We start from the raw sequence: 14,763 nt of genomic DNA, 5'->3' as shown, positions 1-14,763 counted from the left end.
ACAAGCGAGAACGAGCATGCCGGAACGGATCATGCCGGGGCTGGGGCTGCGCGCCTTCTACGACCCTGGCCAGCGCGACTGGGGCACCAGCGTCAGCGAGGACCTGCGCCTTGTCTCGGCGCTCCTCCAGGCGCGGGCCACGTCGCGCAGCACCCCCCTGCCTGTCACCGGAAGCGCCGGGCAGATCGCGATCGTGCCCGCCGCGGCAGGCGCGAATGCCAATGCCGTGGCCCTCTGGGACGAGGTGGCGGGAACCCCGGCATGGGTCTTTCTGACCCCGCAGGAGGGCTGGCAGTTCCGGATCGACGACGAGGCCCGGCAGGTTCGCTTCACTGCCGGCGCATGGGTCGAGGTCCCACGCCCCGGCATCGTGGCGATCCGGACGCTGACCGCCACGGCGCATACGCTGGAGCTCGCCGATACCGGCGCCATCCTCGAGACGACCGGCTCCTCGGCCGTGACCGTGACCCTCCCGGCCGAGGCATCGGTCCCCTTCGAGACCGGCACGCTGATCAACGTGACGCAGGTCGGGGCCGGCGTGGCGACGATCGCGGCCGCAGCGGGCGTGTCGCTCAACGGTGTGTCCGGCGGATCGGTGGCCCTCGATGGCCAGTGGTCCGGGGTGGCGCTCGTCAAGCGCGGGGCGGATGCCTGGACCGTCCAGGGCGCGCTGGCGGGCGCCGTCGCATGAGTCTGCTGATGATGCGCGCGGCGCTTCTCGCGCAAGGCGCGGCCACGGCGCCGCCGGTCGATATCGGCAGCGCCTGGCAGCTCGACACGGCGCGGCGCCCCGCGGGCTACACGCTCTCGGACGCAAACCAGACCGCCGTCAACACCTCGGGCGGCGGCGACTATCGCCGCTGGGTGCCGACGGCCAGGGCGATCCTGCCCTCGGACGGGAAGCGCTACTGGGAGGTGCGCTGCGCACCCGGAGGGGCCAGCAGCTTCGACGGCTATCTCGGTGTGGTCAGCGAGGCCATGCGGTCGCATTTCGACGAGGGCTGGAACCCGATCTCCGGCGGCAGCATCGGCTGGCGCGGCAACGGCACGCTCTGGTCGACCAATTCCGCGCCCTCCTTCAACTCCATTCAACAGCTTGTCGGACTACCCACCTTCGGCGCGGGCGATGTCGCCATGTTCGTCTTCGATCCGGCCGCCGCGAGCCTCTGGATCGGCAAGAACGGCATCTGGCGCGACGATCCTGTGAGTGGGGCACCGGCATGGACCGCCGCGCCCGGCGCCGCCTTCTATCCCCAGGTCCAGGGGCGCGATCCGGGAGACGGCGGCACGCTGCGCTCGCTGCGCTCGCAGTTCAGCTATCCCGTCCCGCCCGGGGTGCAGCCGCTGGGCTTCGAGGACCCCGACCTGCGCATCTACGAGGCCCATGCCTTCATCGAGATCGGCTGGGACACGGACCTCAGCGTCAGCGAAGTCGCGGCCTGGCTCGATCTCGGCGGCGGCGTGCGCCTCACCTCGAACGATGTCTCGCTCTTTCTCGACCACGGCGGGGCCCCGGCGCTCTCCGCCGCCCATGCCGCCCTCTACATCGAAGTGGAATTGCCATGACCCATATCCTGCATCTGGGACACCAGCCAACCGACCTCTCCGGCGTCACGGGGCTTCTGAGCACGGACGCGGCCGGGTTTGATGCAACCCTCGACGTCAACTGCATCCGGATCTCCACCCACAGGGACAATGCAGTTCCCCTCGGGATCGGGTTTCCAGCGCCCGCGGGCGACCTGTGGCTGGGGTTTCGTTACGTACCCCCCAACGCCGACGCGAGCAGCATCATTGCAAGCGCTGCCTCGTTTCTGGAGGTCTTCGATGCGGACCATGTCATGGTTGCGCGGGTCAAGCCGCTCGCCGCCACCAACCGCTACCACGCCGAGGCGCACGGCGATACGACCGTACAGGGCGGCTCAAGCTACACGGCCGCCGCCGGCCAGCCGAGCTGGGTCAACGTGCGCGTGGCCGTGGGCGCCGACATCACCATCGAGTTTTACATCGAGGGTGTGCTGCACAGCTCGGCCACCGCCGCCAACACGGGCAGCAAGGGCAAGCCGCGGCTGATCGTGTTCAGCAATCTGGGCCTGCACGCCATGACCTCTGTCCGCACCTGGTACTACGCCCATATCGCGGTCCTCGACGGGGTCTCGACCATCGGCCGGCGCTTCGTGCGCCGCCGCCCGAATGCGATCGCCAGCTACAACCAGATGGTCGGCAGCCTTGCGGCGCTGGCCGATGGCAACATCGCCACGCGCGTCGCCAGCGCCGCGGCCGGGCAGCGCATGTCCTTCTCGCTCACCGGCCCGGCCGTCCCGGCGGGGGCGATCGCCGGCGTGCATCTCAAGCAGATCGCGCAGGCGGGCACCATTGGGCCGCAGGCCACGGCCGGCTTCCTGCGTCTCGGGGGCGTGGACCATGACGCCGCCCCGGTGACCGTGCCCAGCCTCATGCCCAAGGGGGTCTATTCGAGCTGGGCGGTGAACCCGGCCGATGCGAGCCCGTGGACCGATCTGACATTGCCCGCCGAAGTCGGGATCGTCTCGGCATGAGCCCGCGCCGTTCCGGAGAGGGCCATGTCCGCATGCCGGATGCGGAGTTCGAGGAACTGCTGGCACGGGCCGCCGAGGAAGGTGCGAAGCGCGCCCTCGCCGATGTCGGTCTCGACGGCACCGAGGCCGCCCTCGACATCCGCGACCTGCGCAGTCTCCTGGCTTCGATCCGCTTCGTGCGCCGCACCGCCGTGCAGACCACGGTGCATATCATCACCACTGGCGTCATCCTGGCGCTGCTCGCCGGCATTGCGGTGAAGCTGAAGATCTTCGGTCCGGGCGACTGACCCCGAGCCGGGTCGACCATCGACCCAATCAGATACCGCCGAAACCCCGCCAATCCGCAGTCTTCGCGCTGCGGACGGTTCTCGTCATTCACCTTGCCAGAGGAACTCACCATGCCCGAACCCGTCCGCACCTTCCGCCACTTCCGCGACCTCCCCGCGCATCTCTGGCGCTGGAAGAACTTCTCGCCGCCCGAAATCGCCTGCCGCGGCACCGGCGCGCTCAAGCTCGACCCCATCGCCATGGACCGCTTGCAGGGCCTGCGCGACCGGCTCGAGAAGCCCCTGATCGTCCGCTCCGCCTATCGCAGCCCCGAGCACAACCGTGCCGTGGGCGGCGCGACCCGCTCCAAGCACCTCGACGGCGCCGCCTTCGACATCGCCATGACAAACCACGACCCGGTGGCCTTCGAGGCTGCGGCGCGCGAGGTCGGGTTCCTCGGCTTCGGGTTCTATCCGCGATCGGGGTTCATGCATATCGACCTCGGCCCCGCGCGTCAGTGGGGCGAGCGGTTCCCGGTCCGGGCGACTGCCTTCGCAGCGGAGACACCGCCCGCGCGTGAGGCGCTGGCTGAGAGCCGGACGCTACGGGGTGCTGGCGCGGCCGGTGTAGCCACCGTCGGCGCCGCTGGTGTCGAGGTCGCGCAGGAGGTTCTGGCGGAAGCGCAGGGCGCCGTCCTGCCGTTGGTGCCGTATCTGGACACGCTCCGCTGGGTGTTCATTGCGCTGGCGCTCGGGGGGATCGCGCTGGCCGTCTGGGCGCGGGTGGACGATTGGAAGCGAGGGCTGCGCTGATGTGGGGCACGCTGGTGGCCGAGTTGATCGCCCGGCGATGGGCGTGGCGGGTGGCGGCTCTCGCCCTCGTCGCGCTCACCATCACCCTGTTCATCGTTAACCTCCGCCGCACGGCCGAGCGCGTTGGCCGCGCCGCCGAGCGGCTCGACATGTTGGAGCAAACCGATGCCATCCACCGCCAGATGCTGGAAGCGGCGGCTCGCCGTCCTCGCGATCGCGTTGAGCTTGCTGAGCGGCTGCGCAACGGTCGGTTCTGAGCCCGGCATCGCGACCGTCTGCCCGCCCGTGGTAGAGTATCCCAACGAGGTCCAAGTGCGCGCGGCTGAGGAACTCGCGTTACTTCCAGAGATGTCCGCCATCGTCGAGATGCTCGCCGACTACGGCGTCATCAGGAACCAAGCCAAAGCATGCACACTCTGATCGCAAGCTCATTTCTTGCATGACCAAGAGCATTCTAGCTCATTGCCACATGGCATAGGCCGTTGCCGAAGCCCCATCGCAGACAGGTCAAGAATTAACGGTTGCAGCAAAGCGCGGGTAGTCGCCCCACCTCGTGAAAGCACGTCGATGAAGTCCTCCTGATTGGGTTGTCCGAGAGCCAACCTATAGATCATGCGCTGTTCTCGAAGTTGGGCGAAGCGGACGATCTCCCGTCCAAACGGGCGCTCGAAGACGTGACGACGAATTTCGGCACCATCGTACACCCACCAGGGGCGAAGGCCGCTCGCATCGACCAGACGCTCAGCGTGAAATTCTACGCAATGCCAAGGGGAATGGTGTGCCGCAGTACGATCTTTCAGCACGTCACCACGCAAATCTACCGCGAGTCTGCGTCTGACGGCTAAACCAGCATAGCGTTGGATGCGACCCTCTCGCTGTTCGATATCGAGAGGGTTTGACGAAAGATCCCAATGAACCACGTGCGCGCACCAGGGATGAAAATCGAGACCCTCCTGACCAACCGATGTTGTTGCCAGCACATGTGGCCAGAAGGGTGTGTTGAAGCTGCGCCGAACCTCATCGGGTCGGACAGGAGCGGCTTGCCCCACGCCGCCGTCCACCTTGACGGCGGGTTGGGTCTCGGCGTCGCCGAACGGCACGGCGACGTGGCAGCGCACCGGGATCTTATGTGGCGCACCTCCTATTGCATGAAAGCTAAAGGTGCCTGCGCGTAGTCCGAGCGACGATTGAAGGTCCTTGGCGAGACCAGCTGCGCCCTCTTGGAGATTTTGCGATCGCAACCAGAAATGCTCGTCCAGGACGCTTTCGAAGCCGCCATCGACCACGGCGCCCATGACTTGCTCGACTGCGCTCTTCCCCGGCAGCGATGACAGGATCACCGGGTTATCGAGGTAGGCGCGCAATCCCTGCCAACAGAGCTGGACCAACTCGGGATAGCGTGTCGGATCAAGGATTGACGGATCATGCCGTAGCAATGCCCGTCCTAGCGCGACGCCAGGCGCCCCGATCGCATAGTCCACAAGATCAGAAAGCTCGACAGGTGAAAGCCGCTCAATCGGCTGCGCCTGGCGCCATTTTCGAACCGCAGACTTCGCGGCACGATCATCACCGATTGCGCTGCCCCAGCCTGAGGCGGATTGTTCGACAACACCTGCTGTCCGTTCTATCGACGACAGAATCCGGGCAATCGATCTGTGCCGCCTGCGGGCCTTCACGGTGTCGCGTTCAATGATGCCCTTGGGGAGTGCGGCGAGAATTTGTCGCCGAACCTCTTTGCGTACAGCGCCGAGCGTCGCTCCGGCTTTCGCAAGCGGGTTCGTGTTCCGGATTAGCCATGGCGACGGATGGAATGCGGCCATCACTGGCCCCGGCTCGGCCCCCAACTTGAAACGACGGCGCTTATAAGCCTTCTCGTACCCGCCGTGATTCTTGGGAAGACAGTGCGCCTCGACGCCAAAGCTCAGAAGCGCCGCCACGCTAGGGGGCGTTGCGCGAAAGCGGCTGAACATCAGGAGCTTGGGATCGGCTCCCGAACCCTTCCAGCCGCCGGATAGTGGCCACCAAGGTAGTGACGGGGCGACCCACGGGAGCGAAAGCTCCTTGGGAGAAGCCACGCTGTTCAGAGCGCGAAGCTTCGCGTCAGGCCATGTCGTAGGCGCGTTGAGTTTGTTGCGGCGCTCCCGGGTCATCTTAGTGAGCTTCGGTGCTGCCCTGAATTTGGCACGCTTCCACGCTGCATAGCGTGGACCAAGCGATTGGGCGGGCATCGGAACGGACGACCAATATGGCAGCGCCTCGTAGCGCATCTGCTCTGCAAAGCTCTCGACGAGATGTCGATAGACCCGAAAATCCTCTGGCAACGGGTCCGCATCGAGAAATTGCGTCGCGGCGAGTGGATCGGCCGACGCCACACTGTCCCGCTCAGTGCGCGACATGACTGGCGTCAGAAGGCCGCGGAGTTCATCTCTTAGTCTGGCCGCTTGGGCGACTTCAGCCGCCAACTCGGGACTACTCGCATCTGCATGCGCCGCAATATCACGTAATTTGTCACCGAAATCGGCAAAAAGCACCTTCGCACGTTCTCGAACATCGGCGCCGGCAAGAAATTCGATCAGTTCTAGAAGTTGCGAGTGAGCAAGCGCACCGCGCGCCTCTTCCCATCGTGTGCTTAATAGCCGATATGGCGTAGCGCTAAGCAGCAAGACTGCCGGCGGGACAACCAAATGTTCAGGTTCCAGAAGAGCCTTAAGAAGCGGGTCTGCGTCCTTTTCGTCAAGAATTTGCCGGTAGCGCTGAAATTCATCGAGAATGACTAAATCGGGCGGCTGATGGCGAAGCGTTGCCAGTGCAAGGGCGCGCCTGAGGCGGCCAACGAAGGTGGTAGGCTTGAGCGGCTTAATTTTTCGGGCCGGGTCGCCATACACAGCCAGATCGAGCATCGTGCGGACGGGCTCGCCGAACTCAGCCGCAAGGGCCTCGCGAAACCTCTTCCGCAAATGGGGCGGCGACGCCGCGAACTTGTGCTCCGCATCCTTGATGGCCCACTCCCATGACCCACGCGCGCTCAACTGCAATATGTCCGGATCGAGATTGCGTGCAAAAGCAGGATAGCTCTGCTCGAGCAAAACCTTCAGGAATGCTCGTTCTTCCTTGCGTCCTCCAGTCAGACGTACCCGCCCCCCGGGAAAGGACGTTGCGGGAGTCAGTGCGTAGACAAGGACGGGACTGTCCGGCCGTCTCGCGACTGCAATCAGCGAGAGCCGATCTGGTGTCGCGATAGCGGCTTTACGTGAATAATCCTTAAGGAAGTCAACAACTCGGCTCTTGTTTTGGTGCGAAACCGCATGACCGTTGGCTATATAGTAAATGACCAGGGGCGCCCTACCATCCTCCGACATGCGGCGAGCCAATTCCTTCGCTACCACTGTTTTTCCGAGACCGACTTCATCCGCCACCAGAAATCGCCGACGCCCATTATGAACTCCGAAGGCCGCGAGCGCCGCATTGACTGCAGCTTCCTGGAACGGCTTGGGCGCGCTCATCGGCTTCTACCCTTTACTTCGGTGGAGCCCAGCCCAGTTCGGAGCTTGCTCCACAACTCCTTGAAGCTCCTCAGCATTTCAGCGGTTAGTATATCTTCCTGTTCGGCCTGTTTGAGCACCGCAGGCAGATACTGAGAGACCCGCCGTTCAATCTCGCGGAACTTTACCGGATCGCGGGCCCATGCCGCCAACATCGCTTCCAAAGTTGGCAACGAGGAGTCGAATGTTGATTTCTCCTCTTCACTCGTCCGTTCCCGCGGTTCGTCAATCGTCCAGTCGCCGTCGCTCTGTGTATCGTCATTTGCGAGCAATCCGGCCACCCAAAGAAGAAACCCTCGCGCACCAAGAAAGCGTACGAACGCGGCACGGTCTCGATCCTCCCCAAACGGCGGCTCCGCCGGTGCTCGTTGCAGCCATGAGAGACCTTTGTCCTTGCGGCTGACACGCAAGCGCACGAGCTCGCTTCGGTCAGATGGAACGACATGCCCAAGATACACCTCGGCTTGTCGTGGCGGCCAGATCAGAAGGTCACCGTGAAGAGCGCCGACTTCCAGCAGGATGTCGGCTTCGTCAGGATGTGGCCCGTCGGGATGTAGATCGGAACGATGGCTGAGACGTATCCCCTCGCCATCAATACTGAGCGAAGCGGACCATCGCGCCGCCACCTGCGCGCGCGCCCGTTCGAGCGCTTCCTCCTCCAAGACCGCTGCGTCGGGCAAATGCTCGCCGCTGGGCGCGTCGACCAGACGGGCTGACCCCAGCAGCGCCTTTAGCCCTCTTTCGACCGGCTCGGTGACAACCAGTTCGGCCGTGGCTTCAGCGTTGCGTCCAGTCCAGGCCCGGAGGGTCGCGTTCGCGCTTCCCAGCCACAGGGTGCGTTTGCGCCCAGTTCGCATGAACAGCAATTTGGCATGGAGGCCGCGTCCGACCTCTTCTTCCTCATCCTCGGTCGAAGTGACATCGGATGGCCACTCGGCGGACCGGGACCCAAGCTCCGGATCACCCACGGGATAATCAGGTGCATCCAGCGCCAGCAAGTCGTCGAATGCTGCCAGTGACGGGCCAATCCGCTCAATCTCACGTACCGTAGTCAGCAAAACACGCCTAGACTGTTTTGTACCCTTCACGAGCTGACGAGCAAGAAATTGCTTGTCTATAAAAGGACTTACCACAATGACTTCATCGACATCCGGCGGCGGGACTGGAACGGGCTGATCTCCAGTTCCGGCAGACCAGCGAATGCGCTCAACCCGTACGCCCGCCGGAGAACGCCAAGCTACCTTTGCGATCGTCGCCGCGAGCGAGGCCGGGCGCAGCCCCTTCAGTTCGGCCCTTTCAGCCAGCGCACGCGCCATCTCATCCGCACCAGCGATCAGTGCGCCGCCCTTGGTGCCTGAGACAAGCAGTAACCCGATGTCGCGGTTCACGTTTTCGGTGAGATTTCGGCTTCCGATCCAAAGCCGCCAGCCAGTCTCTCCAGTCGTGTTGCGTGTTCGAACGAGAGCTACCTTGGGGTGCCAGCTATGGGTGGCTTCATCGAAATCGACCTCGCGCACGAATTGGTCCAACACTGCTGCTATGCGCGGTGTCCGACGCATCTTTGCTAGGCGGCCACGCTGAATGACAATCCGTGCCTTCCCTCGCAGTCGCTCGACCGCATCAGCGAAATCTGAGGGACTACCTCGGCCCGCATCTGTGTCTTTGCCTGCCAGGGCAAGCAAAGTAGCGCCGATTGATCCCAGGTCTGCCGAATAGGACGCCAGCAGTGCCAACTCGACACTTTCATCGGGACCGGGACGTAAACCCTCAAGAAACGAGAGCGCCGCCCAGTTTTCGACTGCGCCGCTCATTGGGCGCCCGCAAGATCATTGAGAAGCATGCTGACCTGCTCCCACCTGTAGTGGAGCGGCCCCGCGAGACCATGTTCATCGCTTGACCATTCGAGCCGTCGGGCACGACCATGGGGTGTAACCGCGAGGCGTGCGCGTGGGCCCTTTCGGGCCTCAGCCGCAGCATAGACGTCGAAGAGTGGGGCGGGGTTCTGTGATTTCGAGGCCACCCAATCCTTAGTAGTTGTCAGTACAGCCCGCAATTTCGTTGGCAGCGCGCCAATGTCCGCCTCGAGAGCACCTACATCAAGTTTTTCAGCAAGCGAACCATGATCTTCGACGACGGCAGCAAGGTGGTCGCGATGTCGAGTCGAAGTCTCCCGCTTGTCATCGGTCTCGACAATCCGTTCCAGTAGTGCATCGTAGACAGCACGGCCGACACCCGCGAGGTGTGCAGCCTGATGAGCGCGCGCAAGTGCGGATTTGTCGGGGCCGGCGATCTCCCGGGTTTCAGTGGCCCACATTCCGTCCGGTGCCACAGTCTCAGTCCGCACCAATCGCGCGAGCAGTGAGGCCTCGTGTCCACCATTGCTCCGCAACTGGCCAAGCCGCTCGCGCAGGAAAGTTGCTTCTTCAGTCGTAAGCTGAAGGGAGATATGCCCACTTCTCCAGTTCTCCGGTCGTTTAGGGAGTGGCACGAATGGTGGATCGAAACTGACGAGCGGTTGGCCGTCGTCATCCATCGCTGTTCCAGCGCTTTTAAGCAGCCGATGCGCATGCGCCCGGGAAATGGTCCGCCCATCAAGGCGCCTACGCAGTATTCCCCAGACCGCGAGCGCATTCCAGTACACCGTTGACGGCGGCTGGCTCGAAGGTTGGGGGAAGACGCGCCCCCCGATCACTTGGGATTCTCCAGCATCCTTGAGCCGCCCAGCGAGCTCCCTTTCCCGTTCGCGCATGGCACGCATGGCAGCAGGTCCTGTCAAACCTGCCAAATCCTCGAACAGCCAAGGCACAAAAAGAATATAGCGGGCTCGGGTATGCAGCACTGATGTGCCCGGAAAGAAGCGGTCGGCGTAACGCTGATGAATCGTTAGAAAGCCAATCTCGTCGCGCACGCCCATGGACTCTTCGTCCATCTGAGCCTTAGCGCGGGACAGTGCCTCGCGGGACAGAAAAGTCCAGCCTAGCGCCGGCTCCACTTGCAGCGCATTGCGCGCGCCGGTTGATCTTAACTGGCGCATCGCTCTGAGCCCCATTACAACTTCTAAGTTCCAGAAAACATTGGGTTCATGCTACTAGGCTTAGTTCAGGATTCAAGATCAAAGCTTGGCACCATCTCGATGGTGGAACTGAGGGGTCTTACCGCGAGCGCGAGCCATCACGAGGCGTCTACACGTTTCTCGACTGGCGATGATGAGTTCGCGGCATCGTCGTTGTTAGGGCGATGCGGCGATGACGGTTGACACCTTCTTGCTGCAGTGGGTGGATGACGCTCTCGCTTCGGAAGGGCGTGCCGGAGTAGCCCGACCTCCGACACGCCCCGAATGAGACGCAGCCGCAGGCGCGGCCGCGCAGCTGGCGAAAACTCGAGCCAGCCTGGTGGGCTCCGAGCGGGTTCGCCGCCATCCCCACCGCCGCGCTCGATCCGGCCCACAGTCCGGCGTCTCCCGCGGTCCCCGCGCTTATCGGGTCCGGGTCCCCTTCATTCGCCGAGAACGGCTACTCGGCGTTGGCGGCCTCGGTCGGCGTGATCTCGGTGATTGTCTGGAACTCGCCGAGGAACTCGGGATGGTTCTGCGCCAGGTAGCGCACGACCCGAGCATTCCCGAGCAGCTTGCCGACGTAGCCCTTGATCACGGTCAGGTGCAGATGGTCCTGGCCATAGGTGTCCTGGATGGAAGCGATCCCTTCCTGCAGGCGAGCCAGTTCCTGCTCCATCCGCGCCATCGCCTCGGGCGTTATGCCCTTGATATTCTTCGGCTTTGAGGCCTCGACCAACTGCGCCTGAGGCGTTCCGGCGAGGATCGCGTTTACGTAGGCGACGGAATAGTTGTTCGCGTTGACCAGCAACTCGGCCGCCTCGATCTGGCGCATGGTCTTCATCTTGCGCAGTGTGTCGAACACAGCATTGGTGCAGGGCTTGTCCTTCAGAATCGCGACTGCTTCCTCGCAGATGCCATCGAGCAGGCGGGCCTTGCGCCGGATGCTGCTCATGTTGAGATCGAGCGCGAGCGCGATCTTTTCCTCCGGCACGCCGCGCTCGATCGCCTTGCGGATCATCTTGTGCTCCTGGATCGGCGCGAGACGGCTGACCTGGCGGTTGTAGGTGAAGGCCTCATCGTCCGTGGAGACCAAGCATTCCACCTCGCTCGCGCCTGCGTCCTTCAGCGCCTCGATCCGCAGGTGGCCGTCGAGCAGCAACCAGGTGGCAGACTTGTCGGGGTTCCGTACCACGACGGGCGGCTCGACAATCCCGATCTGGGCGATGGAGGCCACGATCTGCCGATATTTCCGGCTGGATTTCGCGCTCTTGCCAAGGGCGCGCAACGGCAGGATCGCGTCGATGGGGAGGGTTACGCAGTCGTCCTCGAACCCGTGATTGACGCTTTGCGGGGTCTCCTTGGCCTCGCGTTTCATGCCGGGGCACCTTCGGTTACCGACCGTGCGAGATCGGCGGGCATCGTCTCAAGCCCCTCGGCCCTGAGCAACGTCAGGAAGTGCTCGTCCGCGCAGAGCTTGCGGAATGCCTCGCGCACGAACATCAGTCGTCCTTGGGTCAGTTCAGCCTTCTTGATCAGCAGTTTCTGGCGCGTGGCTTCCTGCTGATAGGCCCGCACGAGGCCTTCACTGGTCAGCGCGCGTTTCGCAATCCGGCGTCCGAGCGGGTTGGTCTGGATCTGCGGGCCGCGGAGTTCGCGCTGCTGGATCAGGCGGCGCACGAGCGCCAGCTTTCGACCGCGCAGCTTGTTCTGCGTGTAGGCGTCCATCAGCGCCTTCTGCGCGCCCTTCGCATCTGTCTTGGAGATCTGGATGGCGAGGTTCAGGGGCAGAACTCCGGTCTCTACGGCCGCGACCAGACGTTCCTCGCCCTTTTCCAGCAGCCCTGCGATCATGGTCACGTATTCGGTGGACAGGCCGATCTTCTCACCGATCTGGCGGTCGTTATAGCCGCGCTGGCGGAGCATGCCGATCTCGCGCATCAGGTCGATGGGGTTGTGCTGCCGCCGCGCGCAGTTCTCGACGAGGCTCATGACGAGGCAGTCGCTCTCGTCGGCCTCGATCACGATGGCGGGGATGCGGTCCTGCTTGAGCTCGATGAATGCCTCGAGACGGCCCTGACCACAGACCAGGTCGTATTCCTGCGGGTCGGTCCCGGCACGCGGGGCAACGGTGATCGGGCGCTTCAGGCCGATGCGGGCGATGTTCTCCACCATCGCCTCGAAGGTCCGCCGGTTGCGGACGCGGGGATTGAGGACCCGAACCCTGTCGGTCGGGATCAGGGTCACCTGCTTCTGGCTGGTCGGTTCCATGTCGTCGGGCATCATGCCACCTCCGCGATCCTGGCCCGCGAGGCGAGCGCGTAGAAGTAATCCAGCGTGTCGAAGCGGTACGCATCGAGCGCGAGGCCGTTCTGCTCGGCGAACTTCAGTTTTCGAATGGTCATGTCGATGCTGGGCAGCACGTAGTAGTCGCGCGGCGCCTCGTTCACCTCGTCCATGCGCACGGCGATGGTGATGTCGGGTACGAGGCCGGTGTCGAGACGGATGCGCCAGCGCAGCGACCCGGCCGCTGTCGCCGTGCAGCGGGCGAGAACGATGGACAGGGTGAACTCGTCGTTGACACGAACCAGTTCTGTCGCCGCGTCCTGCGCGGCCCACCCGCCGTGGCGCGTGACTCCGGAGATGATCTCGGCCACCACCTGCGGGTGGGCTTGCCGCAGAGCGCGATTGATCTCGATGTAGCTGTAGTCCCGGTCCGGCTCATAGCCGATCAACCGGTAGGCGCGCAGCAGGCTGCCGAAGCGGCTACGATAGGCGCTGGAGGACGGAAGATTGTCCTCCTCGTCGATGATCAGCCCCGACAGCATGCCCTGCCGCTCGAGGATCGCGCGCAGGGCGTCGAGCAGTTCTTCGTTGGAGAAATGGCGGCTGCGGGCATCCACGATCTCACGGGCGCGCAGGAACAGCGCCTGCTCGACGATGGCGGGATAGGCGCCCTCAGCTCGGATCCACATCTCGCGCGGGTTCACTACGCGGCGCTGCTTCAGCTTGAAGGACACCTTCGCGAAGACATTGTTCCCGATGTATTTTTCGTTGGTCAGCACCTGATGGACGGTCGCGCGGGTCCAAGGTCGGTCGAGATCGGTGCGGTGTCCTTCGGCGTTCAAAACATCCGCGATCTCGCGCTCCGGGCGCCCCTCGTTGACGAACATCTCGTACATGCGCTGAACGACACGCTGCTCCTCCTCGGGGCCGGGCACCAGGATCACGCGGTCGGTCTGCAGGCTCTTCTGCTCGCCGCGAGACAGTTCTCCCTTCGGATGGCCTTGCTCGTCGATCAGCGCCCGCCGCAGCCCGTAGCCGGCCGCGCCGCCTTGGCGATAGCCCATCTCGACGAGTCGGCATTGCCCGGCGAAGACCTTGACCGACAGCTCCCGGCTGTATTCACCGGCCATCACCCGCTTGACGGTCTTCAGAAGGTTCGAGCCGATGCTGCCGTCATTCTCGAACTGTTCGCCGCAGTAGTGGACCCGGATCCCGGCGCGGGAGCAGACGTGTTCGTGATACGCGCCCTCGTCGGCATCCTGAAACCGCCCCCAGCGGCTGACGTCATAGACGAGGATCGCCTTGAAATCGGCCAGGCCGGATTGGACCTCGGCCATCAAGTTCTGTAGCGCCTCCCGGCCGTCGAGCCGCAGCCCGGAACGCCCTGAATCCTCGAATACGCGCAGGATCTGCAGGCCGCGGGCGGCGGCATAGCTGCGGATGACGTCCAGCTGGTTCTCGGTCGAGTATTTCTGGTGATCGGTCGACATCCGGACATAGGCGACGGCCGGGACGTCCTGTTCAGCCGTCGCGCCACCGTCTTCTTTGTTTGCCCGGCCGCCTCTCACACGCGCTTCTCCTCTTCACCACCCAAGACGCTGATGCAGTTGCTCGGTGTGCTCGGCACAATCGGTGTGCGCAGAAGACAGTGGCGCGCCCGGAAAGTCGTTTCCTGAAAAGGGCAAGTCTTTTCCAGTCCTGCAATTCAACAACTGTAACCGCAGATCCCGGGTGCGCGCGTGATGCGCTGATTTTCGAAGCATTGCCGTCACCGTCCAATAACAAAGTGATTAGCCAGGCGACCCCGAAGGGTCGTCTCGGGCGCAAAAGAGATTCTCCCGTTTTCATGGCTCTCCAGATGTTTAACGGAGAGGAACGAGAAGATGCGGATCAAGATGGGCACAGTTGTGCCGAAGATGGGCACATTTGTGCACCTGATCGACAAGCCGATTGACTACCGGAAAGCCATGGCGATGGCGTTGCACGAGGAACTCGGTTCAACCAGTCGTGCGATCAAGATGGCGATGCGGTGGACGGGTGCCAGCGAGCGCACCGTGAAATACTGGCTCGCGGGCGAACGGGGACCCAGCGGCGATCATCTCATCGCGCTGGCGCGGCACTCCGATGCGGTGCTGTTCATGCTTCTCGCGCTTGCGGGCCGCCATGTGGTGGAGGACGAAGGCGATTGAAGGCCAGAAACCGGGAGCGATAGCGTAGCGCACGGCTTGATCTGTCTTCCTTTTTGGTTA

13 protein-coding genes are annotated in these 14,763 nt (G+C 63.6%); 7 read left to right on the top strand and 6 right to left on the bottom strand.

The window, feature by feature from the left end; translation table 11 throughout:
* Positions 1–16: 16 nt before the first annotated feature.
* The 6 genes from IM708_RS11620 (at position 17) to IM708_RS11595 (ending at position 3,891) form a co-directional block, all read left to right on the top strand.
* Positions 17–691 (top strand): DUF2793 domain-containing protein, encoded by a 675-nt coding sequence (locus tag IM708_RS11620; protein WP_209426691.1) that lies wholly within the window; start codon positions 17–19, stop codon positions 689–691.
* On the top strand, positions 688–1,566 hold the full coding sequence (locus IM708_RS11615; RefSeq protein WP_209426690.1) for a hypothetical protein: 879 nt from the start codon (positions 688–690) through the stop codon (positions 1,564–1,566). The genes IM708_RS11620 and IM708_RS11615 overlap by 4 nt, the downstream gene beginning before the upstream one ends.
* Positions 1,563–2,555, top strand: a complete 993-nt coding sequence (locus IM708_RS11610) for an FscB (RefSeq protein ID WP_209426689.1) — start codon at positions 1,563–1,565, stop codon at positions 2,553–2,555. Before IM708_RS11615 ends, IM708_RS11610 begins: the two co-directional genes overlap by 4 nt.
* The gene (locus tag IM708_RS11605; RefSeq protein ID WP_245243142.1) at positions 2,552–2,842 is read left to right on the top strand and encodes a DUF6127 family protein; all 291 of its coding nucleotides are present in this window, start codon (positions 2,552–2,554) and stop codon (positions 2,840–2,842) included. Before IM708_RS11610 ends, IM708_RS11605 begins: the two co-directional genes overlap by 4 nt.
* Positions 2,843–2,953: 111 nt before the next feature.
* Positions 2,954–3,634, top strand: coding sequence for a D-Ala-D-Ala carboxypeptidase family metallohydrolase (locus IM708_RS11600; RefSeq protein ID WP_209426688.1), 681 nt, complete (start codon positions 2,954–2,956; stop codon positions 3,632–3,634).
* Positions 3,634–3,891, top strand: a complete 258-nt coding sequence (locus IM708_RS11595; protein ID WP_209426687.1) for a hypothetical protein — start codon at positions 3,634–3,636, stop codon at positions 3,889–3,891. The genes IM708_RS11600 and IM708_RS11595 overlap by 1 nt, the downstream gene beginning before the upstream one ends.
* A gap of 171 nt (positions 3,892–4,062) precedes the next feature.
* Here the strand turns inward: IM708_RS11595 and IM708_RS11590 are convergent, their stop codons facing one another.
* The 6 genes from IM708_RS11590 to IM708_RS11565 form a co-directional block, all read right to left on the bottom strand.
* The gene (locus IM708_RS11590; RefSeq protein WP_209426686.1) at positions 4,063–7,137 is read right to left on the bottom strand and encodes a helicase-related protein; all 3,075 of its coding nucleotides are present in this window, start codon (positions 7,135–7,137) and stop codon (positions 4,063–4,065) included.
* Positions 7,134–8,987, bottom strand: coding sequence for a phospholipase D family protein (locus IM708_RS11585; protein ID WP_209426685.1), 1,854 nt, complete (start codon positions 8,985–8,987; stop codon positions 7,134–7,136). The genes IM708_RS11590 and IM708_RS11585 overlap by 4 nt, the downstream gene beginning before the upstream one ends.
* Entirely contained in the window at positions 8,984–10,210 is a 1,227-nt protein-coding gene (locus tag IM708_RS11580; protein ID WP_280860411.1) for a DUF6361 family protein, read from the bottom strand. Before IM708_RS11580 ends, IM708_RS11585 begins: the two co-directional genes overlap by 4 nt.
* A 478-nt stretch (positions 10,211–10,688) precedes the next feature.
* Positions 10,689–11,606, bottom strand: coding sequence for a plasmid partitioning protein RepB C-terminal domain-containing protein (locus IM708_RS11575; protein WP_209426683.1), 918 nt, complete (start codon positions 11,604–11,606; stop codon positions 10,689–10,691).
* Complete coding sequence (locus IM708_RS11570) at positions 11,603–12,511, bottom strand: plasmid partitioning protein RepB C-terminal domain-containing protein (RefSeq protein ID WP_209426682.1); 909 nt, start codon at positions 12,509–12,511, stop codon at positions 11,603–11,605. Before IM708_RS11570 ends, IM708_RS11575 begins: the two co-directional genes overlap by 4 nt.
* Complete coding sequence (locus IM708_RS11565) at positions 12,511–14,082, bottom strand: recombinase family protein (protein WP_209426681.1); 1,572 nt, start codon at positions 14,080–14,082, stop codon at positions 12,511–12,513. The genes IM708_RS11570 and IM708_RS11565 overlap by 1 nt, the downstream gene beginning before the upstream one ends.
* Before the next feature lie 315 nt (positions 14,083–14,397).
* Here IM708_RS11565 and IM708_RS11560 point away from each other — a divergent pair, with 315 nt between their 5' ends.
* On the top strand, positions 14,398–14,703 hold the full coding sequence (locus IM708_RS11560; RefSeq protein WP_209426680.1) for an XRE family transcriptional regulator: 306 nt from the start codon (positions 14,398–14,400) through the stop codon (positions 14,701–14,703).
* The last annotated feature ends 60 nt before the right edge of the window (positions 14,704–14,763 follow it).

Source organism: Pararhodobacter sp. SW119 (genome assembly GCF_017811755.1).
In the GTDB taxonomy this organism is placed as follows: domain Bacteria; phylum Pseudomonadota; class Alphaproteobacteria; order Rhodobacterales; family Rhodobacteraceae; genus Pararhodobacter.
The sequence above is the reverse complement of the archived record's forward strand: the minus strand, read 5'-3'. Positions and strand labels throughout refer to the sequence as shown.